20 protein-coding genes are annotated in these 22644 nt (G+C 44.6%); 14 read left to right on the top strand and 6 right to left on the bottom strand.

The annotated features are described in order from the left end of the window. Positions 1–221 precede the first annotated feature (221 nt). Positions 222–1364 (bottom strand): family 8 glycosyl hydrolase, encoded by a 1143-nt coding sequence (locus BK126_RS00525; RefSeq protein ID WP_076310805.1) that lies wholly within the window; start codon positions 1362–1364, stop codon positions 222–224. A 288-nt stretch (positions 1365–1652) separates the two neighbouring features. Between BK126_RS00525 and BK126_RS00520 the strand changes: the two genes are divergently transcribed. The 5 genes from BK126_RS00520 (at position 1653) to BK126_RS00500 (ending at position 6698) form a co-directional block, all read left to right on the top strand. Further along, a complete protein-coding gene (locus BK126_RS00520; protein ID WP_076310804.1) occupies positions 1653–2936 on the top strand; it encodes an SGNH/GDSL hydrolase family protein in 1284 nt (427 codons plus the stop codon). Between the two features lie 55 nt (positions 2937–2991). Continuing rightward, positions 2992–3762, top strand: coding sequence for an alpha/beta hydrolase (locus tag BK126_RS00515; protein ID WP_076312471.1), 771 nt, complete (start codon positions 2992–2994; stop codon positions 3760–3762). A 72-nt stretch (positions 3763–3834) separates the two neighbouring features. Further along, on the top strand, positions 3835–4470 hold the full coding sequence (locus BK126_RS00510; RefSeq protein WP_047913822.1) for a glycoside hydrolase family 11 protein: 636 nt from the start codon (positions 3835–3837) through the stop codon (positions 4468–4470). A 104-nt stretch (positions 4471–4574) separates the two neighbouring features. Further along, positions 4575–5414, top strand: coding sequence for a formylglycine-generating enzyme family protein (locus BK126_RS00505; protein ID WP_076310803.1), 840 nt, complete (start codon positions 4575–4577; stop codon positions 5412–5414). Positions 5415–5576: 162 nt separating this feature from the next. Then, on the top strand, positions 5577–6698 hold the full coding sequence (locus BK126_RS00500) for an NAD(P)/FAD-dependent oxidoreductase (protein WP_076310802.1): 1122 nt from the start codon (positions 5577–5579) through the stop codon (positions 6696–6698). Positions 6699–6763: 65 nt separating this feature from the next. On the opposite strand, the gene BK126_RS00495 is transcribed toward BK126_RS00500, so the two are convergent. Beyond that, positions 6764–7801 carry an alpha/beta fold hydrolase gene (locus tag BK126_RS00495; protein WP_076310801.1) on the bottom strand — a complete coding sequence of 346 codons (1038 nt, stop codon included), beginning with the start codon at positions 7799–7801 and terminating at the stop codon, positions 6764–6766. Positions 7802–7948: 147 nt separating this feature from the next. Here BK126_RS00495 and BK126_RS00490 point away from each other — a divergent pair, with 147 nt between their 5' ends. Next, entirely contained in the window at positions 7949–8866 is a 918-nt protein-coding gene (locus BK126_RS00490; protein WP_076310800.1) for a LysR family transcriptional regulator, read from the top strand. Positions 8867–8983: 117 nt separating this feature from the next. Here the strand turns inward: BK126_RS00490 and BK126_RS00485 are convergent, their stop codons facing one another. Then, positions 8984–10216 (bottom strand): cytochrome P450, encoded by a 1233-nt coding sequence (locus tag BK126_RS00485; RefSeq protein WP_076310799.1) that lies wholly within the window; start codon positions 10214–10216, stop codon positions 8984–8986. Positions 10217–10416: 200 nt separating this feature from the next. Between BK126_RS00485 and BK126_RS00480 the strand changes: the two genes are divergently transcribed. Next, positions 10417–10938, top strand: coding sequence for a PadR family transcriptional regulator (locus tag BK126_RS00480; protein WP_076310798.1), 522 nt, complete (start codon positions 10417–10419; stop codon positions 10936–10938). Positions 10939–10997: 59 nt separating this feature from the next. Here the strand turns inward: BK126_RS00480 and BK126_RS00475 are convergent, their stop codons facing one another. From BK126_RS00475 to BK126_RS00465, 3 genes are all read right to left on the bottom strand, one after another. Next, positions 10998–11603 (bottom strand): TetR/AcrR family transcriptional regulator, encoded by a 606-nt coding sequence (locus BK126_RS00475; protein ID WP_076310797.1) that lies wholly within the window; start codon positions 11601–11603, stop codon positions 10998–11000. Between the two features lie 16 nt (positions 11604–11619). After that, positions 11620–12519, bottom strand: a complete 900-nt coding sequence (locus BK126_RS00470; RefSeq protein WP_076310796.1) for a 3-hydroxyacyl-CoA dehydrogenase — start codon at positions 12517–12519, stop codon at positions 11620–11622. Between the two features lie 222 nt (positions 12520–12741). Continuing rightward, entirely contained in the window at positions 12742–13524 is a 783-nt protein-coding gene (locus BK126_RS00465; RefSeq protein ID WP_076310795.1) for a MerR family transcriptional regulator, read from the bottom strand. A gap of 91 nt (positions 13525–13615) precedes the next feature. Between BK126_RS00465 and BK126_RS00460 the strand changes: the two genes are divergently transcribed. From BK126_RS00460 to BK126_RS00430, 7 genes are all read left to right on the top strand, one after another. Further along, the gene (locus BK126_RS00460; protein ID WP_256702656.1) at positions 13616–14308 is read left to right on the top strand and encodes a CPBP family intramembrane glutamic endopeptidase; all 693 of its coding nucleotides are present in this window, start codon (positions 13616–13618) and stop codon (positions 14306–14308) included. 108 nt (positions 14309–14416) lie between these two features. Continuing rightward, a complete protein-coding gene (locus tag BK126_RS00455) occupies positions 14417–17221 on the top strand; it encodes a glycoside hydrolase family 2 TIM barrel-domain containing protein (RefSeq protein WP_076310794.1) in 2805 nt (934 codons plus the stop codon). Between the two features lie 58 nt (positions 17222–17279). After that, positions 17280–17573: an ArsR/SmtB family transcription factor gene (locus BK126_RS00450; protein WP_076310793.1), complete on the top strand. Its 294-nt coding sequence runs from the start codon at positions 17280–17282 to the stop codon at positions 17571–17573. Positions 17574–17663: 90 nt separating this feature from the next. Next, the gene (locus tag BK126_RS00445) at positions 17664–18677 is read left to right on the top strand and encodes an NADP-dependent oxidoreductase (RefSeq protein ID WP_076310792.1); all 1014 of its coding nucleotides are present in this window, start codon (positions 17664–17666) and stop codon (positions 18675–18677) included. 319 nt (positions 18678–18996) lie between these two features. Next, positions 18997–20448, top strand: a complete 1452-nt coding sequence (locus tag BK126_RS00440) for an amino acid ABC transporter substrate-binding protein/permease (RefSeq protein WP_076310791.1) — start codon at positions 18997–18999, stop codon at positions 20446–20448. Continuing rightward, positions 20441–21169, top strand: coding sequence for an amino acid ABC transporter ATP-binding protein (locus BK126_RS00435; RefSeq protein ID WP_076310790.1), 729 nt, complete (start codon positions 20441–20443; stop codon positions 21167–21169). Before BK126_RS00440 ends, BK126_RS00435 begins: the two co-directional genes overlap by 8 nt. Positions 21170–21402: 233 nt before the next feature. After that, positions 21403–22587 carry an alanyl-tRNA editing protein gene (locus BK126_RS00430; protein WP_076310789.1) on the top strand — a complete coding sequence of 395 codons (1185 nt, stop codon included), beginning with the start codon at positions 21403–21405 and terminating at the stop codon, positions 22585–22587. The last annotated feature ends 57 nt before the right edge of the window (positions 22588–22644 follow it).

Here is a 22644-nt window from a genome sequence, read left to right as displayed (position 1 = left end):
TGGCGAAGCATGAACCGAAACGTTAGTTTTAAAGAAACAACAACAATCTAGGACTTATTTTTTCATCCTTGGCTGTCGCTGTTGCATCTTCTTAGGTCCAGTCTAATACTTTATTTTAATCGGACAGTTTGTTCCCGTTTGACGCATAAAAGGACTTCTCTGAATCGACGTTCAGTGAAGTCCTCTTTCGCTTGAGTAGGAGTAGAACGTTAAGCTGGTTATTAGTAGATACGATATCTGCCGCTTAATGCCAGCAGACTAAAGAAATATAGACAATTGTCATAATAGCGACGCTCGCCTTGACGGAGAGGCGTGTTCCAAAATTGGCGGACAAACTGGTCAGCATGGGGGCCGTCCGCAGCCAGTGATGCCATGGCATTGGTAGCAAGCAGACCTATTGGATGCAAGGATGGTTCGTCGAAGGGCTCACCCTCAATCGTGTATCTACGGTAATCAGAAACATCAATGTCACTGAAGAAGGACTGAATCCGATTGGATTGTTCAATCTGCCAGGGATCCTTGCGAAACCATTCCCAGTCCAAAGCAATATTCGCTGCAACCCGATATGCATCACTATAGAAATGTCTAAAATCACCGTGTGGTTGAATCGGAGCCGGAGAACCGTCATAGTTCGCATATTCAGGAGAAAGTCCAGTTACCGGATGACAGGCTGTATGCAGGTAAGCTCGGCTTGCCGCTGCTGCTTCTTTCCAGAAGGCTCGATCTCCTTCATTCGCATAAATAGCAAACAGTTCATAAAAGTGAGGAAGATGATAGGAGGGATCAGAGAATGACGATTCCGGTACAAACTTGATCAGCCGGTTATGAGGATCCCACATTGGATCGCCTTCGCCATCTTCACCTTGATGTACGCATGCTTTAAGGATTTTTCGGGCTTGTACCTTGTAATCATACGGTGCGGCGCCATCACCCCAGCGGTTCGAGGCAAATATCAGGGCCATAGCAAAAAACTCCTCACCGTCAGGTGCAGGACCTTGTGACAGACGGGTTCCGTCAGGCTTGCAATGCCACGCAAAATAATCCTTGTAGCGACCCTCAGTATGCTGCATAAACGTGTGGGAATAATTCCAGAGTCGATCGAATTCTTCTTTCTTGTCCATCTGTACAGCCATCATCATACCATAGGACATTCCCTCAGAACGAACATCATGATTGCCAGTGTCAAGCATGTAACCCTTGTCCTCATCCATCGGATAATAGATTCTTGTGTTCTCATCTCCATAGAACAAATCGTTCCATGTCTTCTCCAGTTTAGCGATAATCTCATGTTCGTCATAACCTAGTTTTTGAAATAAGTTGGTGTATGCACCTGTATTGTAAGCGCCCTGACTTAACGTATTCATTGTTGATCTCCTTTTTGTAAAGATTGTTTATGAAATTATATCATGCTTAAAGTGTATAAATTAAAGCGTTTACATAAAAAATCACAGATGTTTTATTTCCAATATTTTCTTATTTGAATTGAGATGATAAATTTGAACAAGTCCTATATTCTGTCAGGTTGTTGATAAAGGATGTAGGCGATACACTCGGAGAGAAGGAGCCATAAGACTGCCGTTAAGTACAGGTTTTCCTTCGATGTGTTGTACTTGGAGTGTAAACTCTAGCTGAAAGGATGGTGGTGATGTAACATGCTTGGCAATACAGGAGATGTAGATGAAAACCTAGAGTTAACTGCACCGCGCGATCCTGTGGGAGTGGATGAATCCTCTTTCAAGACGGACATTGATTACGATTCTCCGGCATATCTGGAACTGATTGCCCGATCTCTGCTGAACAAGGGTAACAATGTCAGATTAAAACGAGCCATCGAAAAGGCCAGACAAGGCGTTCCTGTCGTTATTGCTTACATCGGTGGATCCATTACTCAAGGAGCTGGTGCTTCACCCATTCATCTCCAAAGTTATGCCTATCGCTCTTATGAACGATTTAAGCTGATGTTCGCTCCTTCAGATGGAAATTCAATTCAGCTAGTTAAAGCGGGTGTTGGTGGAACGCCTTCAGAACTTGGTGTCGTACGTTATGAGCGGGATGTGCTCCGAGATGGTACGATTCAGCCGGATATCGTGATCATTGAATTTGCCGTAAACGATGCGGACGATGAGACTCGGGGTAACTGTTACGAAAGCTTGATTTTGAAAGCGCTTGCTAATGGTCATCACCCTGCGGTAATTCTGATGTTCAGTGTTTTTCAGAATGATTGGAACCTTCAGGACCGACTTGCTCCGATAGGCTGGTATTATAATCTGCCTATGGTGAGCATGAAAGATGCTCTTGTAGAGCAATTCGGAAAGACAAAGACGGAGGGCAACATCATATCTAAACAGCAATATTTTCATGATATCTACCATCCTACCAATGCGGGACATCGGATCATGGCCGATGCACTGGCTTATCTGTTCCAAGTGACGGATCTATCCGAACCGGATCAAGAAGAGCCGGACCTCAGAAAGACACCACTTATCGGGAACGATTATGTCAATGTAAAACTGTTAGATCGAAAGAACGGGAATCAACTCGCCCGAATCGACACAGGCAGGTTTCGGCACATCGATACGGATCTGCAGATGAGCGAGATGGATGATCATGAATACAGAACGCCACTTTTCCCGAATAACTGGATGCACGTTCCCTACAAGACAATGAGCCAAAGCTGCTTTAAGCTGTGTCTGCGATGCAAACGACTTATTCTGATCTTCAAAGACTCCGGCAGCGAGCAATTCGGAACTGCTAATATCAAGGTGGATGGCAAATACGTCAAAAAAGCTGATCCACACCAAGTGAACTGGACACATTGCCATGCCATGCTCCTGTTCGATGAGAATCAGGCGAAAGAGCATACGATTGAAATTGAAATGATGGAGGGGCATGAGGATAGACTGTTCACTATACTCGGTTTTGGATATGTCGATTAAGGGACATGCATTCAGCCAATGGGATTATGAAAGGCGTGAAGGGAGTTTATTGTACATGTTAACTTCATCAGCACCGGCGGGTTTTGACCAATACCGCGAAAATATACCACGCGGAGTGATCGAGACAGCCCAGTATAACTCCACAACGGTCGGCAATGTACGTAAAGCGATGGTGTATACACCACCAGGCTATACCACGGATCTCACATACCCTGTCCTATACCTGTTGCACGGAATTGGCGGAGATGAAGGGGAGTGGTACAACCATGGAGCTCCGCAGATTATTCTAGATAATCTATACAATGACAATCTTCTTGTACCCATGATTGTTGTCCTTCCGAACGGCCGTGCTATGCCTAATGACCGCGCCGAAGGGGACCTATTTGAACCTGAGAAGATAAGCGCGTTTGAACGATTTGAGCTTGACCTTATTGATGACCTAATACCCTACATTGAGTCGAACTATTCCGCAAGCACAGATAGGAATAACCGGGCGATTGCCGGATTGTCTATGGGCGGAGGTCAGTCTCTGAATATTGGACTCAGCCACCTGGACCTTTTCGCTTGGGTAGGTGCCTTTTCCCCAGCTCCGAACACCAAGACGCCGAGTCTTCTCGTACCTAATCCAGCGGAAGCATCATCGCTGCTAAACTTGCTATGGTTGTCTTGCGGATATCAGGACAATCTTATACAGATTAGTATTGACTTACATCAATACTTGGAGCAGCAAGGTGTGACACACATTTGGTATGAAGAGAGCGGAGGCCATGACTGGCCCGTGTGGAAGAACGATTTGTATCTATTCTCACAACACTTGTTCAAATAACCAGACAGTAGGAAGATCACGGTATTACTGGGCCACAAACCAATCTATTAAAATATCAGGAGGTAGTTTACCATGTTCAAATTCAGTAAAAAATTGTTGACGGTTGTTCTTGCCGCTTCTATGAGTTTTGGAGTATTTGCCGCAACTTCAAGTGCTGCGACGGATTACTGGCAGAATTGGACAGATGGTGGAGGAACCGTTAATGCCGTGAATGGCTCTGGTGGAAACTACAGTGTAAACTGGCAGAATACCGGCAATTTCGTTGTGGGTAAAGGCTGGACATACGGTACGCCTAATCGGGTAGTTAACTACAATGCCGGCGTATTTGCTCCTTCCGGTAACGGATATTTGACCTTTTATGGTTGGACCAGAAATTCACTAATCGAGTACTACGTAGTAGACAACTGGGGAACCTACCGTCCTACTGGAACATACAAAGGCACAGTGAACAGTGATGGCGGCACGTATGACATCTATACAACTATGAGATACAATGCACCTTCTATTGACGGTACTCAAACCTTCCCTCAGTACTGGAGCGTAAGACAAACCAAGCGGCCTATTGGTGTAAATTCCACGATCACATTCAGTAATCATGTTAATGCATGGGCGAGCAAAGGTATGCACTTAGGCAATAGCTGGTCCTATCAGGTTATGGCTACTGAGGGATATCAGAGCAGCGGTAGCTCTAACGTGACAGTCTGGTAACGAGATCAAATGAAGTGAAGCACTTGTAATATTGATATTCATAGAGCAAGACAGGTCCCTGGACCTGTCTTGCTCTCAACGTAGGGCTTAAAGGAGATTATGGAATGAGAAAGCTGATCCTGTGCTTATGTATTATGGCAGCCGCTGGCTTGAGCGCTTGTTCAACGAATGAATCTGATGTAAGCGATGATTTAGTATACGTAGAAGGTGGAACGTTTAAGAGCAGCAAGTCTACTTTTAGTGATTCAGACATAACGATTTCCGATTTTTATATTGGAAAATATGAAGTAACTCAGAAGGAATGGATGGAGATTATGGGAGAGAATCCGTCCGGCTTCAAAGGAGATGATCTGCCGGTTGAAACGGTAAGCTGGTACGATGCCGTGGAATACTGCAACCAGCGTAGTCTTAAGGAGAATTTGAAACCTTACTATAACATCGATAAGAGTACTATTGATACGAAGAATAAGAATGAGAACGATCATTTGAAATGGACGATTACCATAAACGAAGATGCTAATGGTTATCGCCTGCCGACTGAGGCTGAGTGGGAATACGCTGCAAGTGGAGGCCAGAAAAGTCAGAATTATGCCTATAGTGGAAGCAATAACCCAGATGAAGTGGCATGGTACTGGATAAATGCAGGGGATAACATATTAACCGGTGATTGGAGCTGGCCGGCCATCGAGAACAATCGAAATCAAACGAAGAAAGCTGGATCCCTGAAAGCCAATGAGTTAGGGATTTATGATATGTCCGGTAATGTGCGAGAATGGTGCTGGGACTGGTACAGTCACCCCGAAAGCCCGGAGAATACTTGGCGTGTGGTAAAGGGCGGAGGTTGGATCGGCGGCGTTAACAATAATGAGATCTCCTTTCCCGGAAAATTTGATGCGAATGGTTTTGGTCCGGATCAGGGCTTCCGAGTGGTTCGAGGAAAGTGATCGGCTCCTTCACAACCGAAGGATACGTGTAGACAATATCAGTAATGGAGGTAACTAGTATTCACGAAGAAGCAGTCGATGATGAACTGCTTCTTTTTGTGTTTATAGTATTGTGCAGTATTCGTTATAATGGAGTTATTGGTATAAGAAAGGAATGTAAGTATGAAGAAAGTCATCGTCATAGGAGCAGGAATACTGGGTGCATCAACCGCTTACCATCTAGCGAAGCTTGGTGCAGAGGTCTTGGTTATAGATCGTAAGGATGAAGGTCAGGCCACCGATGCTGCAGCAGGAATTATATGCCCTTGGTTATCACAGAGGCGTAATCGGGCCTGGTACCAGCTCGCAAAGGGCGGAGCGCGTTATTACCCTGATTTAATCAACAGCTTGGAGAAAGAGGGCGAGACAGAAACAGGTTATGCCGGAGTCGGTGCCCTTAGTATTCATCACGATCCGGACAAGATTGGTAAAATGGAGGAGCGGGCACAGAAGCGGAAGCTGGACGCACCTGATATCGGTGAAATTATGCAGAAAAGTACGGATGAGACCCATCGGCTCTTCCCACTGCTAGCAGAAGGGTACCACGCTGTGTATGTTAGCGGAGGAGCAAGAGTAGATGGACGGGCACTGCGTGATGCGCTTCTTCGGTCGGCGGAGCGTAACGGGGCCAAGCTTATTAATGGAGATGCCGCTATGAAGTATGAATCAAACCGGGTGACGGGAGTATCAGTGGGTCAAGAACGTTACTCTGCGGATGAAGTCATCGTGTGTGCTGGAGCATGGGCCAACGCCTTGTTTGCACCCTTGGGCATTCATTTTAAAGTGACCTACCAGAAAGCACAGATTATGCACCTACAGGTTCCTGAATATCAAGACACGGGCAATTGGCCTGTCGTTATGCCGCCAACGGATCAATATCTGCTGTCTTTTGATGAGCAAAAAATAGTCATCGGTGCGACACATGAGAACGATATCGAAGGCTATGATATCAGGGTGACAGTTGGAGGGATGCAGGAAATTCTGGACAAAGGGCTGGAGCTCGCTCCCGGCTTGGAGAACAGTACTTTTCAGGAGGTTAGAGTAGGATTTCGTCCATTTACGCCTGGATTTCTCCCTGTAATCGGAACTGTTCCTGGCTGGCATGGTCTTATCACGGCAAACGGTCTTGGTGCCTCTGGACTTACGATGGGACCCTATATCGGGAATCAGCTCGCCAAGCTGGCACTTGGAATGGAGCTGGACATCGACCTAGAGGATTATGATGTTCGTAAAGCGATGGAATAGAACTAGACGAAGAGAAGCCTACATTTCTCCAAACTATAGGGAGGGGAAGCAGGCTTTTCTTTACTTTAATTTCTTACAGTTATTGATCTGTTCGGATTAAGCGACAACAAGTGTTTTAAATTGTCATCAATAAATTTGCTGTCGGCACTGTTGATTCCGCGACCGGCAAAATGTCCCCAGCTCGATTCAATAGGTTTAAGAACAGCATTGGGTATAAGCCTAGCCTCGTATTCGTTTTCGTCTGAAGTACAAAATAGATCCGTGCTCCCTGGCATGATGCAGGCTAGTGCTTTAATGTTCTGGAGTGCCGCATCAAAATCTCCTTTATAGACAGGATTTGCACTAATATCTGCATTTTGGCCTGTCCACAGCATGGCGAGGACATTGTGCGGATCCATCTTCATAAAGCTGTCATCCCAAACGCCAGCCATAAAATTCTCTAACGAGTCAAATCCCATATCACGGTATAGCCCTTCTCTGTAATACGTCTGGGATAGGCCCCATCCCGCATAGAACCGGCCAATCGTACGCATATGTGCAGAAGTTAATTGGTTTATTTTACTTGAATCGAAGTCAATAGCAGCCAGTAGCGCAGCCTTCATACCCTCAAGGACCACATACGCTTGCGGCCAAGTCTTTGCAGCTCCGCAGAAAGGGGCAATTCGTTCCACCATGTCGGGGTAGCTTGCTGCCCATTGATATGATTGGATGCCGCCCATGGACCAACCAACAACGAGTGCTATTTTTTGAATGCCGAATTTCTCAGTGACCAGCCGATATTGGAAATTCACGTTGTCATAGATCGTAACTTGTGGAAAATGCCCCCGGTCGAAAGGGGGAGCTGTGTTGCTCGGAGACGAAGACAACCCGTTTCCCAGCAGATTTGGAACAATAATAAAATACTTCTGTGGATCCAGTGCCATGTCGTTTCCAATTAACCATTCATTCTGAACATGTTGGTCGCCAAACGCTGTTGGATAGACGATCACATTATCTTTCTTTTCGTTCAATGTTCCATACGTCTTATAAGCAAGAAATGCGTTCGGTAGTGTCACTCCTGATTGCAAAGTAACGTCACCCAGATCAAAAACCTCGTAATCCATTGTTTTACTGCTCCCTTCAACTTGAACCCTATATAAATTACAAATGCATTTGTTGTTGTTAGTATAGAGCTATGCTACTCTCAATAAAAGTGAACAGAATTCACGGCAATGTTCAATAATATTGAAAGTTAAAATGGAGGCTGCAGGATGGAATTGCGTCAATTGAATACGTTTCGCACGGTTGCTTCAACTTTGAATTTCAGTCGAGCTGCAGAGGTTCTGAATTATGTCCCTTCCAACGTTACGATGCAGATCAAAGCATTGGAGGAGGAGCTTGGCGTCCGTCTATTTGACCGATTGGGCAAACAACTCGTGCTCACTTCAGCGGGTAAGCGATTCCTAACTCATGTTCAAAGTATTTTAGATCAATTGGATGAAGCTCGGAGTGCCGTTTATGAAAACGATCATTTATTAAGCGGGACCCTGACGATCAGTGCCAACGAGGTTCTGTGTGCCTATCGTCTTCCCAGTGTATTTCAGCAATTTCGTTCGCGGTATCCGGGAGTTCGGCTTATTTTCCGCTCTGTGCCTAATCAGGAACTTAAGCAAACGCTCTTCGAGGGAACTGCAGATGTGGTGTTTATGCTGGATGAAGCCATTCTCTCGACGGGACTTACAGTGGAACCGCTGTTAGAAGAGACGTTTCGCTTTTTCGTTGCTCCAGACCATCCACTGGCAGAACGAAATGTACTACAGCTAGAAGATTTTCACGGAGAAGTGTTCCTGGTCAATGAAAAAGGTTGTACCTATCGTACTATGTTTGACCGCTCGTTTGAGAAAAAGGGAATTGATGATATTACCTATTTGGAGTTTCAAAATGCGGAAGCGATTAAACAATGTGCAATGGCTCGGATCGGCATCGCCTTTCTTCCCGAAATAACAGTGGGAGCCGAGGTAGAACGAGGTGAGCTTATTGCACTTCCATGGCAAATCCCTGACTTGCACGTATATACGCATATGGTATGGCATAAAGACAAGTGGATGTCCCCCATCATATTATCTTTTATAGAAACAGCAAGGGAAGTGATAGCTGTTGAAGAGGGGAATTCAGCGATTACCTCGTAAATTCACCAATTGTACTGGGAACAGGGAATCCGGCTATGGTTTATGACACCAACTTAAAAACAGGAGAACTGCAAATTAGGCAGTTCTCCTGTTTAATATAAACAGACACGAAAACGGTTATTTTCTGTATACACGTACCGGCAGTGAGGAGAGCATTTTACCTGCGGCCGATGGCGTCAGGTTCTCTTCCAGGTTAAAGCCAGGGACCGGCTCGATTCGGGCGAACTTATCCATAAACATGCTGATTCCTGTTATGGCCTCCAGCCTAGCGAGCGGTGCTCCAAGACAGAAGTGAGGGCCGTTCCCGAAGGTCAAGTGCTGCTTGTTATTCGGTCTATGAATATTTAACGTAAACGGATCTTCGAATACTTCACCATCCATATTCGCTGCACTCATCCAGGCAACCACGACGTCCCCTTTCTTCAGGTCAACACCAAGCAAGTTATTATCCACTTTGACCGTCCGGTCCATCTTCGCTACATTAAAACGATAGCGCAGCATTTCCTCCACCGTATTCGGTAGCAGCTCACGGTTTGTCCGAACCTCATTATAAATTTCCTTATTGTCATATAAGAAGGAGTAGAACGTATTGGCCAGCAAGTGGCTTGTCGTTTCAATGCCTGCTCCCAGAATGAACATCGTTGTTCTAACAATATCATCATCGGATAACTGGTCTCCGTCCACTTCTGCCCGGATCAAATCCGATATGATATCATCCGACAGATTGGATCTTTTTTGGACAATATAAGGGTAGAGATAGGAATAGTATTCAACAGCGGCTTTGCGTTTACGCTCATTTACCGTTTCTTGGTTCTCCTTGGGCATAGGAAGGAACAAGTCATATACCCATTGCTGAAATAACATTCGGTCTTTGGTAGGGACGCCTAATAGATCTGCAATAACTATCGTAGGCAGGGCACTGGCAAACTCGTCGACAATATCAATGACGGGCTTGTCCTCCATGGAGTCAATCAACTCGCTTACGATTTCCTGGATTCGAGGCTCCCATAGCTTCAAGCTGCGTGGGGTAAATGCAGCAGCTAGCAGGGAGCGGCTCTTTCGGTGTTCGGGAGGATCTGTCATCAGGTTAAATTTCCCGGCGTGCTTACCTTCGTCGACATCAGCGCCGACGCTGATGGTCGTACGTGTTCTGACGTTAGAGAAATGCTCATAATCACTCAGCACACGTTTTACATCGTTATAGCGGAATACATTCCATGTGTTCGTTGCCTCATTATAGCTGACAGGATCGTTCTGAAGCTTGTCCTTATACCAGGCATAAGGGCTGAATTCCTCTGACGACGATTTGAATTCGGTAATTTCCTCCAAGGATATAATTTCATTGTTCACGATCAATCCCTCCACTCTGTTTGAATAACTATGTTAGTTTAACATATATAAAAATGCGCAGACACATTCGAAGGACCCATGACCATCAGCCCGATGAACGTTTTTTTGTCGAATATAGATTGAAGATAAAGCTAAGAATTTGGTAAGCTTACAATATCGTAGAGAAACGAAGGAACTACACCATATAAGGAGTTTACATAATGTACATAGAGCTGCTTATACTCATCCAGATCGAAGAATCTCCTAAACATGGTTACGAAATCAAGAAGGAAATCCAGAAGGATCTAGGATATTTGACGGATGTGAACAACAACATGCTGTATCCAGCATTACGTAAGTTTACGGAGGAAGGCCTGGTCACGAAGAGAATGAATGAGCATAGCGGGGGGCCAACTCAGTATATATACGAAATTACGGAGAATGGGAGGAGACGAATAACGGAGCTGGTCAATGTATTTACAGAGAGAGATGCGAAGCATCAATCCGAATTCTTGATCCGTGTGTCTCTGTTTCGGTATATTTCACCGGATAACCGGCTGCGTATTTTAACTATGCGGATGAAGGATCTTGAACAGCTCTTATCTGATTTGGAGGAAAGACTGGAGCCGCATAATATTGATTGTTACCGCGAAGAAGTGCTTCGTCTATCTATATTTAAACTAAAGGCTGAGCAGGACTGGATCCATAAATTAATGGAGAAAGTGGTTAGAGAAGCAGAGTAGTGTAAACGTTCATGTCATCTGTGGCAAATGAATCTGAATTATCAGCAAAAGGCACGCAGTTACTGCGTGCCTTTATTATTTCGAATACCATTGAGAATATAACCAATGGCTTGTTCTGCTGCTTCCTCTGGGGAGTAATTCTTCTCTAATGGATTAAGGAACGGATTGCTTAACGAGAAGATTAAAGTTCCCATGACAAAATTGATGGTCATCTCTAGTGACTCGTATTCAATAACCCCTCGCTTCTTGCCAGCCGTAAGAATCGCTCGAAGCTCGTCCCACGAGGGAAGAAATACATCCGTCATCAGCTCCAGCCTCGGACTCATAAGGAAGAGCTCCTGCTGAAGGATGGTGATCAGCTCGTGCTCCTCGTATCTGAATAAGACAAAGGATCTGCAAAAAACAATCAGGGCATCTAACGGTTTCGACAAGTCGTACAGATGATTCTGAGTCGTCTCCCTGATGGGATCAAATAAGGCGAAGAACACCTTCTCCTTACCGCCAAAATGATAGGACACAAGAGCGAGCGAAACTCCGGCTTCTTCACAGATTTGCCTGACCGTTGTCGCTTCATATCCTTGTGATGAGAACAGCTTCTTGGCTGCTTTCAGTATTTGATCTTTTACATGTTTGTTTTTTTCCTGGTCGTCCTTCGCAGGGCTCATAGGTCAATATACTCCTTTAGCTGTTAAGGAAATCAGGATGCTCATAGCTGGGATTAGGATACTTGTAGAAGCCTTCTCCCGTTGCAACGCCAAGCTTACCCTTATCAATATAATCGGTCTTTAGCAGCTCTGCAACTTTCTCCAAATTCGGATTCCCTGTAGCCTTCGCTTTCGCAAGAACGATGTTATAGGCTGTAGTTAGACCAACCACGTCAAGAATCGCAAAAGGTCCCTTCGGTGCGCCTGTACCGACCATCCAAGTTTTGTCAATCGTTTCCGGATCGGCAATCTCTTTAACCAAGAGAAGCTCAGCTGCATCTAACAATGGAACAAGCAGGGAGTTGAGAATATAGCCAGGCTGCTCCTTGTGCAGTGGAAGGGCCACCATACCAATGGCGCGAGCAAACGCAATTACGTCCTCGAACACCTTCTCATCGGTACCTGGATGCTTCATTATCTCCGCTGTGTTGTTCTTCCAGATCTCATTAGCGAAGTGGAGGGCAAGAAATTGAGCTGGACGCCCCGTAGCTTCTGCAAACTGACTTGGCAGCAGAGTAGAAGAATTGGATGCAAAAATGGTATGTGCGGGTGCGACTTCTCCGAGCTTCTTGTAGAAATCCGTCTTAATCGGCACAATCTCTGGAATGGCTTCAATAACCAGATCCGCGCTTGAAACGGCTGCACGGAGGTCAGAGTTGAAGGACATGCGCTCGTAAGCAGCATCTACCTCCTGCTGAGTTGCACCCATATCCTCCTGATACCGCGCTTTAAGCTTCGAGATCCGATCCTTCGCTTTATCCAACGCTTCATCATTGATATCATAAACGGTTACTTGAAATCCATAGAATGCGGTCTGGTAAGCGATTTGACTTCCCAAGACACCGCTGCCTGCTACTGTAATATTTGTGTAGTTCATCTGAATCTCTCCCTCTAAGTTGAGTTAAAAACAAATAATTTGAACGTATGTTTTGAACAAGTGTTCAAATGATGATATACCCTTAAACTACTCCTCGGTTCACCTTTTGTCAACATTTTCAGCGCATTATTGTGATGTATCTTACTGGAAAAACAAATACAAAAAAAAGTCCAAAGGTAAATATAATTTACCCCGGACTTCGCAATTATAGTATGGCAGCTCTTATGTATGAACGTAAGATTCCAGATTATGGTTTGTTTCATAATAAATAATGGCCTGTTCCATGAAAATAACGATTTCCTCTTTGATCGGGTACAGATTAAGATCCCATGAAGCTGCCTCAGATCGTCTTGCCTCCCAGAACTTATCCGCAAGCTCTTTATTCCCCTGGAACATTTCATTCGATAGAAGAAGTGTATCCTCAGCGATGATTTGGGCGTCCCGTGAACTTGGGGACTTATTTTCCTCCAGACAAATTTCAATTCGTTTAATCAAATTAATCCATTTCGTTAATTGAACAGGATCGTTCTCCATTTTTGGTAATTGATTAGTAAGCAAGGTTTGCTCATCCTCTGTGAACCACTCTTCCATGACCTTTTTCTTTCTTTCTTTTCGTTCTTCAGCTTCGTTATCATTTGACAGCAGAGGCAGCAGCAGATCCCATTTTATTTCAGTCTGGAGCTTCGTCATGTTAATCAGCGTATTTGTGTGAAGAAGTGAGTGCTCTAGCCGAGTTAATTCATATTCAAGGTGGTTCTTGTGAACACGCAGCGTTTTTTCGATAGACAGCTGATTCATTAATTTTTTGATATCTTCGAGTGACATAGAGGCAGACTTAAGCAGTAATATTTTCTCAAGCAGCAGTATGTTATCTGGCGTATAATGTCGCCTGCCGTTTGCGTCTTTGAATGAAGGCTGCACCAGCTCGATCTGATCGTAATAACGAAGGGTTCTTAGCGAAACATTCAGCTTTTTAGATACCATGCCCGTAGTTAGAAAATCCATTATGTAACTCCTCCTAAAAAAAGCTTGCAGGTTACGTAACGTCACCATTTAACCTGAATTTATCACATATTGAGTTCTAGGGGGAACGAATTTGAAGAAACAAATCTTTGCATCTATGGAGTGGTCATATAAGGAGCTCGGATTATTGTTGCTGCTTGTCCTGGTTATTGTTCCGGTCACGATTGAGTATTTACTGCAGGACTTTCTGTATGAATGGCTTCAAAACAGCTTATATTCGGGTACTTTAACCGGTCTGATCATGGCCATCATTTTTATCGCAGGCGTGTATTTCATTGCGCTTAAGCCGCATGGGTTAAGGTGGGCAGACGTTGGATTACAAGCTTTTTCTAAATCGTATTGGGGATTCATCATAATCTGGCTGATCGCATTAATTGCATCCAGCATTCTCATATTGATCCTGATGGAACTATGGGGAATAGGTACAGAGAATAGCAAAACAGTTAGTCTTCAGCAAAATATAAGCCTGCTCACAATACTGATCGGATTTGTCTCTGCTGCGATTGTATCACCTGTGTATGAAGAGATTTTTTACCGCGGATTTTTATATAAGTGGTTTCGAGTTAAATGGGGAGTTGCCGCCGGATTAATTTTAAGTTCCATTATCTTTACTATCGTTCACATTCCTACATACAACACCTTACCTGTCAATTTTGTATCGGGAGTGATATGTGCATGGTGCTATGAGAAGACAGGATCGATCGTACCAGGGATGATTGTGCATGGAGGGTTTAATGGACTGGCTGTCATTCTAACAGCGCTCTGACTTGAATTGTAATTCAAGAATATTTAAGGTATTAAAATGAAGCGTTATCATGATAGAATGGCATGTATTACATAGAAGCTGAAGTGTTGGAGAGGGGAATAGAATAAAATGCTGCACAGAATGAATCTAGAAGGGGCCTGGCGTCTGCAGCTGGATGAGCAGAAGCAGGGTCTACAGCTGCCATTTGTAGATAGCATCACACTACCGAATACGACATCCCATGCAAAGAAGGGGAAGAAGAATACAGAGGTCAAAGTCGGTGCGTTAACCGATGAATATGCTTTTGAAGGCCATGCTTGGTTTGCTAAAGAAGTGGAAATTCCGGAGAATCTTCAGGACAAGCCTTGCTTCCTGTACTTGGAGCGTACACGTGTCACCACAGTATGGGTAGATGGAGAAGAGATTGGGACACTGAACAGTCTAAACACTCCGCACGTACATGATCTAACAGGAGCCCTGACTGAAGGGAAGCATACCATTACGATCCGTGTAGACAATACGAATTATCCGACCAAGGGAGGGCATATGACTTCCGAGGATACACAGACCAATTGGAACGGAATCACGGGTCGAGTAGAGCTGCAGTTCTTCAGTCATCGTTATATAGAGAACATTCAAGCTTATACCGATCCGGTGAAAAAGACAGTTGCGCTGACAGCCCGTCTTGTCGGCAGCCGGGATGCGGTTAAGCTCCATATCTCGGCAAGACATTCTAATACAGATGTTAAACATACGGTGAAGGAGCAAGTATTCCAATTAAGCTCGAATAATGTATCGGTTACTTATGAAATGGGTGAAGATGCCTTGCTGTGGAGCGATTTGGAGCCTAATTTATATGAGCTGAACATTGAATTGAAAGCGGTTAGCGGCGAGGTCTTGGATTCACATCAAGTCTTGATTGGACTTCGCGAATTCACAGCAGCTGGAGATAAGTTTGCGATCAACGGGAAGAACACATTTTTACGCGGCAAACATGACGGTTTGATTTTTCCACTAACGGGATATGCTCCAACGGATGTGGAAGAATGGCTCAGAATTATGAAAATTTCCAAATCTTATGGTATTAATCATTATCGCTTTCATACCTGCTGCCCGCCGGAAGCCGCATTTATCGCAGCAGATATGTTAGGGATCTATATGGAGCCGGAGCTTCCGTTCTGGGGAACCATAACCGATGAGACGTATGAACAGCATAATCAGGCAGAGCAGGATTATCTAATAAGTGAAGGCTACGCGATGCTTCGAGCGTATGGTAATCATCCCTCATTTGTGATGATGTCGCTCGGAAATGAGCTATGGGGGAGCAAGGAGAGATTAAATGAAATTTTGAAGCAGTATAAAGACTTCGATTCGCGGCATTTGTATACAGAAGGGTCGAATAATTTTCAATTTGTACCTGTCATTCTGGAGGAAGACGACTTCTACTGTGGAGTTCGCTTCTCGAAGGATCGTCTGTTCCGAGGCTCCTATGCGATGTGTGATGCACCACTTGGACATGTGCAGACCGATCTACCCGGCACGATGAAGGATTATGATGAGCAGATTGTCCCTTCTGCTAAGAGAGAAATCGAAGAGCTTTCAGCCGATACGCAATCCATCCAGATTCAATATGGAACTGAGATGCGTACTGTGCAGGCAGAAACAGCGGAGGAGCAGTTAATTCCTCATATTCCTGTTATCTCTCATGAGATTGGGCAATATGCGACGTACCCGAATTTCAAGGAAATTGAGAAATATACAGGGTCACTAAAAGCGAGAAATTTCGAAGTGTTCCGTGATCGACTTGAAGCGAAGGGATTAGGACATCTCGCCGAGGCATACTTCGAGAACTCTGGAAAATTAGCTGCAGCATGTTATAAGGAAGAGCTGGAAGCTGCATTTCGGACAAGACGGCTTGCTGGTTTCCAGCTGCTCGACCTGCAGGATTTCAGCGGGCAAGGAACCGCGCTAGTTGGAATGCTGGATGCATTCATGGATTCCAAAGGACTGATTACACCAGAAGAGTGGAGAACATTCTGTTCGGATGCCGTCCTGCTGGCTCGATTTGAACGATACAATTATGAAGCCGGAGAGTCTTTCGAAGCTGCTATCGAGCTAAGTTATTATCGGACGGAATCCATTGATAGTAAAGTGCTGAAGTGGGAAATGCTAAGCAAGGGAACGTCTTTAGCGGAAGGCGAATTAATGATCCCTGCGGGTCCGGATTCTAATCATATACAGATAGGTACGATTCAGATCCAATTGCCAGAGGTTGAAGTGATGACACAGGTCGAGCTGAAGCTGACGATCGAGGGAACTGATATTTATAAGAATTATGATCTTTGGATTTACCCCGAGCACACTGAACTCGACTGGACAGGGATTCATTTGTTCCGGGAGCTTAATGATCAGGCAAAAGAGCTGCTGGAGCACGGAGAAGATATATTGCTGCTTCCAGACCCGGCGTCATTGACTCATTCCATTGAAGGTACCTACAGCACGGACTTCTGGTGTTATCCGATGTTTCGATCCATATCAGAAAGCATGAATAAGCCGACGCCTGTTGGAACGATGGGACTATATATCGATAACAAGCATCCGGTGTTCGAACATTTCCTAAGCGAGACTTATTCTACCTATCCATGGTGGAATATCGTTATGAATTCCCGCTCCATCATATTAGATGAGACTGATTCTAAGCTTCAGCCCATCGTTCAAACCATTGACAATTTCGAGCGTAATCATAAGCTGGGCTTATTATTTGAGGCTCGTGTATCCAAAGGCCGAGTGTTAGTGGGTACCTTTGATGATAAGAAGATCGCACATACACCGGAAGGCAGGCAGTTCATCCATAGCATTCTTAGATACGTGCACAGTGATGCATTTGAGCCAACGGTTCAGCTTGAATGGAATGAGCTAGCTAAACTGCTGTAAATATTTCGAATGGTCGGTTTCGTTGACAAAAATATCGTTTAATGAGTAAGATAGTTGTATGACTATCAAACTATTAACGATAGATGATGAGAAGAGAGCGCGAATCTTCAAGGCTTTATCTGAGAAGAAGCGCATCGAGATTGTCCGTTACCTGCTGCAAAGTCCACAACTCAATAGCTGCGGAGAGATTGGAAGAACGCTGGGTATGGACAAGTCCAATGTTACTTATCATCTGAAAATTATGAATGAGGCTGAGCTGATTCATGTCGTTAGAGAAGGACAGAATAAGAAGATTCATTTAGTAAAGGATATGTTTAATGCAGCAGTACCTGGTTTCTTGGATAGCCTCTGAGGCAGAAGAGAAACCTTTGTTTTGCACAAATAGTTTGAAGGTTTTAAAACTTTATATCCTATAAAACTTAAGAAATGAGTGATATTTATTATGATGAACCGAAAGATCTTACTCCATTCACGGCCCCAAGGCATGCCAACGGAAGATACTTTTAAATTTGAAGAAGCACCGATTCAAGAGCCCGGTGAAGGTCAAGTGTTGGTTAAATCGATTTATTTATCTGTGGACCCATATATGCGCGGCAGAATGAATGATTCCAAGTCTTATGTTCCTCCCTATCCGCTCGGTGAAGTGATTACTGGAGGTGTCGTTGGAGAAGTCATCGAATCTCGATCTGATCGATTCAGTAAAGGTGACAAAGTATTGGGTATGCTTGGATGGCAGCTGTATAACGTAGCGGATGCGGACAAGCTGCAGAAGGTTGACGAGAACATCGCGCCATTATCAGCCTATCTTAGTGTTATTGGCATGACAGGTTTGACAGCCTATTTCGGACTCATGGACATCGGCCGTCCCAAGGCAGGGGAGACGGTTGTCGTCTCTGGTGCGGCCGGCGCGGTCGGCTCCATTGTCGGACAAATCGCCAAAATCCAGGGCGCGCATGTGGTAGGTATTGCAGGGTCTGATGAGAAGACAGAGTGGCTTACCAAGGAACTTGGATTCGACGCAGCTATTAACTACAAGACGACGGCCAATATGAAGGAAGCGCTAGGAAAAGCCTGCCCTAACGGTGTTGATATTTATTTCGACAATGTGGGAGGAGACATCTCCGATGCGGTTATGACCCAATTAAACGATTATGCCCGTATCCCGCTGTGCGGCGCGATCTCATCCTATAATCAAGAAGAGGGCAGTGATGTCGGTCCTCGGATTCTGACGAAATTGATTAAGACACGGTCTATGATTAAAGGCTTTGTGCTTGGTGATTACGCAGACCGCTTACCGGAAGGCGCGAAGATGCTGGGACAATGGTTAGCGGAAGGCAAGCTTCGATATGAAGAAACGATTCTTGAAGGCTTTGATCGTGTTCCCGAAGCATTCCTCCAGCTGTTCCAAGGTACAAACATCGGTAAAATGCTGGTTAAAGTAGTACCAACGGAATAATAAGATCGAAAAATTCTAGTCATCTTCACGATGGTAATAAATCTGTGGAGATGGCTATTTTTGTGCTGTTTGATCTACTTAAGCGGAAATATTATACGTTGTTAGCAGAAATGTTGACTGGATAATGAATTCGTCGTTATGTCGAATTGTATCGAAAACACAAGAGAGACGAATAATAACTGTACAAAAAATCATCGAATGATTATTTTCATGCGGCAAATAAAAATGTATAATAATCGATACGTCTGTTAAAAGGAGTACGAGCTCCTTCCGTAAATCAGGTGTAACTATGAAAAAGAAGACCGTAAGAGGAGGACATATGAAAACAACAAAGGTCTCATTTTTTATTCTGTCGCTGGTACTGCTTCTAGTAACCGGCTTGTCCGGATGGGCGGGAGGTGCTTCAGCACAGTCGAATTCTGGAAAAACCTATGTAATTGGAACAGACATTACATTCGCACCGTTTGAATTTCAAGATATCAACGGTGATTTTGTCGGTATCGACATAGATCTGTTAGATGCAATTGCGAAGGATCAGAATTTTCAGTACGAAATTAAACCGCTAGGATTTAATGCGGCAGTACAAGCGCTGGAGTCGAATCAAGTCGACGGTGTTATTGCCGGTATGAGTATTACAGACGAAAGAAAACAGAAATTTGATTTTTCAGAGCCTTATTTTGAATCCGGGGTTGTTATGGGTGTCGGTGCTAATAACGATACCATTCAGAGCTACGAAGACCTGAAAGGCCATAAAGTAGCCGTCAAGACGGGTACTGAAGGATACAGCTTCGCTGAGTCTATTTCGGAACAGTACGGATTCACCATTGTACCATTTGATGATTCCTCACAAATGTATGATGATGTGAAGACGGGCAATTCAGTTGCTACTTTTGAAGACTATCCGGTTTTGGCTTACGGGGTAACTCAAAACAACGGACTGAAGATTGTAACTGAGAAGGAAGAAGGCGGTTCCTACGGGTTTGCAGTTAGTAAAGGACAAAATCAAGAGCTGCTGCAAAAGTTTAACGCTGGACTCACAAACCTTAAAGCGAGCGGAGAGTATGATCAGATTCTAGAGAAGTATTTAGGTGAAGGCGAAGGGGGACCTGCTCCAACCTTAAGTCGCGGCGAACTGATGTTACAGTCGATTCCACCGCTATTGAAGGGTCTTGGACAAACACTGATTTATACAATTGTATCCTTGTTCTTTGCCTTTATTCTTGGTTTGATCTTCGGACTTATGAAGGTTGGACAAAACAAGGTCCTGCGCTTCATCGCAACTGTGTTCGTTGATTTATTCCGTGGTATACCGCTTATCGTACTCGCATTCTTTATTTACTTTGGTATTCCACAAGCATTTGGCTTTACGATGCCGCTCTACCTGGCTGCCATTCTGACACTCAGCTTGAATGCAGGTGCTTATGTAACAGAAATTATTCGCGGCGGGATTCAATCTATTGATCAAGGTCAGATGGAAGCGGCACGTTCGCTTGGACTGCCTTATCGCACATCGATGATGAAAATTGTCATTCCACAGGCGATCCGTGTGATGATTCCTTCATTTATTAACCAGCTGGTTATTACACTCAAGGATACGTCGATCCTATCCGCGATCGGACTGGTCGAGCTGACTCAATCCGGTAAGATTATTATCGCGAGAACGTTCGCATCCTTTGATATCTGGCTGATGGTTGCCATCATGTATCTGATTGTCATCACAATTCTAACTAAAATTGCTAGCTCGCTGGAGGTGAAACGTAGTCGTGGGTAAAGTTCGTGTTGAAGGCTTGAAGAAAAGTTATGGCTCAAATGAAGTACTTAAGAACATTGATATGTCTGTCAACGAAGGTGAAGTGGTGTGCGTCATTGGTCCTTCCGGATCAGGAAAGAGTACGCTCTTACGCTGCATCAACAAGCTCGAAGAAATTACGGCTGGACATGTTATTGTGGATGATCAGGATCTTAGTGATCCCAAAACAGACATAAACAAAGCTCGAGAAAACATTGGGATGGTGTTCCAGCACTTTAATCTGTTTCCGCATTTTAATGTATTGAAGAACATCATGTTTGCTCCGATGGAGCTCGGTAAAATGAATGAGCAGCAAGCACGTGAGACGGCTACGCGCTTACTGCAGCGTGTCGGTCTATCCGATAAAGCGGGTGCTTATCCATCCGAACTATCGGGTGGTCAGAAGCAGCGGGTAGCGATTGCCCGTGCACTCGCGATGAACCCGGATGTCATGCTGTTTGATGAACCGACTTCGGCGCTTGACCCTGAGATGGTGGGTGAAGTACTTGGCGTTATGAAGGACCTTGCGCGTGAAGGCATGACGATGATGATCGTGACGCATGAGATGGGATTCGCACGTGAGGTTGCGGACCGGGTCATCTTCATGGATGGCGGTTATATTGTTGAAGAGGGTACACCAGAGGAAGTATTCGGTAAACCGAAGCATGAGCGTACGATCAGCTTCCTGCAGAAAGTGCTCTAATTCATCATTAAATAATAATAAGAACCTTCGAGGCTTGACGGCAATGCCGCAGGAACTCGGAGGTTTTTTTATATTGTCAGCGTATAACCTGGATCACGAATACCTTAATAAGAGGAAGCCGTGTATAATAAAACAAGCATGCTGGGATGGTGTAAACCGTTTACGGCTGAGAAAGTGTAACACTTCTGAGTAACTTACCAACTTACCACCTACCGCAGAAAGGACAATCCATCATGACAAAGAAGCTTTACTACGACTCTGCTTATACGACTCAATGGGAGACCCGGATTATAGATACATGGCAGCAAGATGACAGCTGTTACGTTCAGCTCGAAGAAACGGCTTTTTATCCTCATGGGGGAGGCCAGCCTTGTGACATCGGGACGATTCAGGGGATTCCGGTACTGGATGTTACTGCCGATGGAGATCAGATTGTACATAAGGTTGAATCCTTGCCTGAATCGAGTGAGGTTAGCTGCAGGATTGATTGGGACGTCCGGTTCGATCATATGCAGCAGCACAGCGCACAGCATTTGCTGTCCGCTATATGCCTTGAGCTCTATAAATATCCGACACTCAGCTTCCATCTGGGAGCCGATTATTGCACAATTGATGTAGAAACAGCTGAGCTGGGCAGAGACCAAATAAATACAATTGAGCAGGAAGCGAACCGCCATATCTATTTGAATCATCCAATTCTTAGCTATTGGGTGACCGAAGAAGAAGCTTCTGGAATCAAACTGGTCAAGCAGCCTACAGTAAAGGAAAACATCCGCATCGTGGAGATGAAGGATGTAGAATACAATGCCTGCGGAGGCACCCATGTATCCTCGACCGGTGAGATCGGAATAATCAAGCTGCTCAAGACAGAGAAGCAGAAAGGGAATACACGAATTTATTTTACAGCCGGCTATCGAGCTCTGAAGGAATTCAACTTGTATGGGCAGATCATCAGCACGTTATCCTACCGATTCAAAGCGGGTAAGGAAGAGCTTATCGAGCGGCTAATGAATTGGGAGAAAGAACATAAACAGCTGCAAACGGAGATAGCTAAACTTAAAGCTCAAAATGATGAGTATCTTGCGCATCAAATGATTAGCGATGCCACTGAGATTTTGATCGGTCATACCTTCAAGGACAAGACACTTAAGGATCTGCAATGGTTAGCAAATAAATTAACCTCAATTACGAACAAACCGGTACTGCTTGCCACAGCTGCCGAGAATAAAGTGATCCTCTCTCAGAGTAAAGAAGCTGCTCCGTCTTGCGGGAAGTTTTTTAAGGAGCATTTGGCTGACTTTAAGGGGAAAGGCGGAGGCAGCGATGTAATGGCTCAGGCGGGCTTTGATAGCTGGGAAGATGCTGCTGCATTTTTTGAATTTACATCTCAATATCTAATAGATCAGAAAGAGCTCTGAGGCTGTACCACATTCTACTTCCCATATATTAAGTTAACAAGAATGTACTAAGGAGGA

This window comes from Paenibacillus sp. FSL H7-0326 (assembly GCF_001955535.1).
GTDB classification, from domain to species: Bacteria; Bacillota; Bacilli; order Paenibacillales; family Paenibacillaceae; genus Paenibacillus; species Paenibacillus shunpengii.
This window is presented reverse-complemented; position numbering and strand designations above follow the sequence as displayed.

Bases quoted from the DNA above. Each gene is read 5' to 3' on its own strand.
- BK126_RS00520 (WP_076310804.1), top strand. From the start codon at position 1,653: ATGCTTGGCAATACAGGAGATGTAGATGAAAACCTAGAGTTAACTGCA.
- BK126_RS00495 (WP_076310801.1), bottom strand. From the start codon at position 7,801: ATGGATTACGAGGTTTTTGATCTGGGTGACGTTACTTTGCAATCAGGA.
- BK126_RS00470 (WP_076310796.1), bottom strand. From the start codon at position 12,519: ATGAACTACACAAATATTACAGTAGCAGGCAGCGGTGTCTTGGGAAGT.
- BK126_RS00490 (WP_076310800.1), top strand. From the start codon at position 7,949: ATGGAATTGCGTCAATTGAATACGTTTCGCACGGTTGCTTCAACTTTG.
- BK126_RS00480 (WP_076310798.1), top strand. From the start codon at position 10,417: ATGTACATAGAGCTGCTTATACTCATCCAGATCGAAGAATCTCCTAAA.
- BK126_RS00440 (WP_076310791.1), top strand. From the start codon at position 18,997: ATGAAAACAACAAAGGTCTCATTTTTTATTCTGTCGCTGGTACTGCTT.
- BK126_RS00525 (WP_076310805.1), bottom strand. From the start codon at position 1,364: ATGAATACGTTAAGTCAGGGCGCTTACAATACAGGTGCATACACCAAC.
- BK126_RS00455 (WP_076310794.1), top strand. From the start codon at position 14,417: ATGCTGCACAGAATGAATCTAGAAGGGGCCTGGCGTCTGCAGCTGGAT.
- BK126_RS00465 (WP_076310795.1), bottom strand. From the start codon at position 13,524: ATGGATTTTCTAACTACGGGCATGGTATCTAAAAAGCTGAATGTTTCG.
- BK126_RS00505 (WP_076310803.1), top strand. From the start codon at position 4,575: ATGAGAAAGCTGATCCTGTGCTTATGTATTATGGCAGCCGCTGGCTTG.
- BK126_RS00500 (WP_076310802.1), top strand. From the start codon at position 5,577: ATGAAGAAAGTCATCGTCATAGGAGCAGGAATACTGGGTGCATCAACC.
- BK126_RS00475 (WP_076310797.1), bottom strand. From the start codon at position 11,603: ATGAGCCCTGCGAAGGACGACCAGGAAAAAAACAAACATGTAAAAGAT.
- BK126_RS00445 (WP_076310792.1), top strand. From the start codon at position 17,664: ATGATGAACCGAAAGATCTTACTCCATTCACGGCCCCAAGGCATGCCA.
- BK126_RS00430 (WP_076310789.1), top strand. From the start codon at position 21,403: ATGACAAAGAAGCTTTACTACGACTCTGCTTATACGACTCAATGGGAG.
- BK126_RS00450 (WP_076310793.1), top strand. From the start codon at position 17,280: ATGACTATCAAACTATTAACGATAGATGATGAGAAGAGAGCGCGAATC.
- BK126_RS00515 (WP_076312471.1), top strand. From the start codon at position 2,992: ATGTTAACTTCATCAGCACCGGCGGGTTTTGACCAATACCGCGAAAAT.
- BK126_RS00510 (WP_047913822.1), top strand. From the start codon at position 3,835: ATGTTCAAATTCAGTAAAAAATTGTTGACGGTTGTTCTTGCCGCTTCT.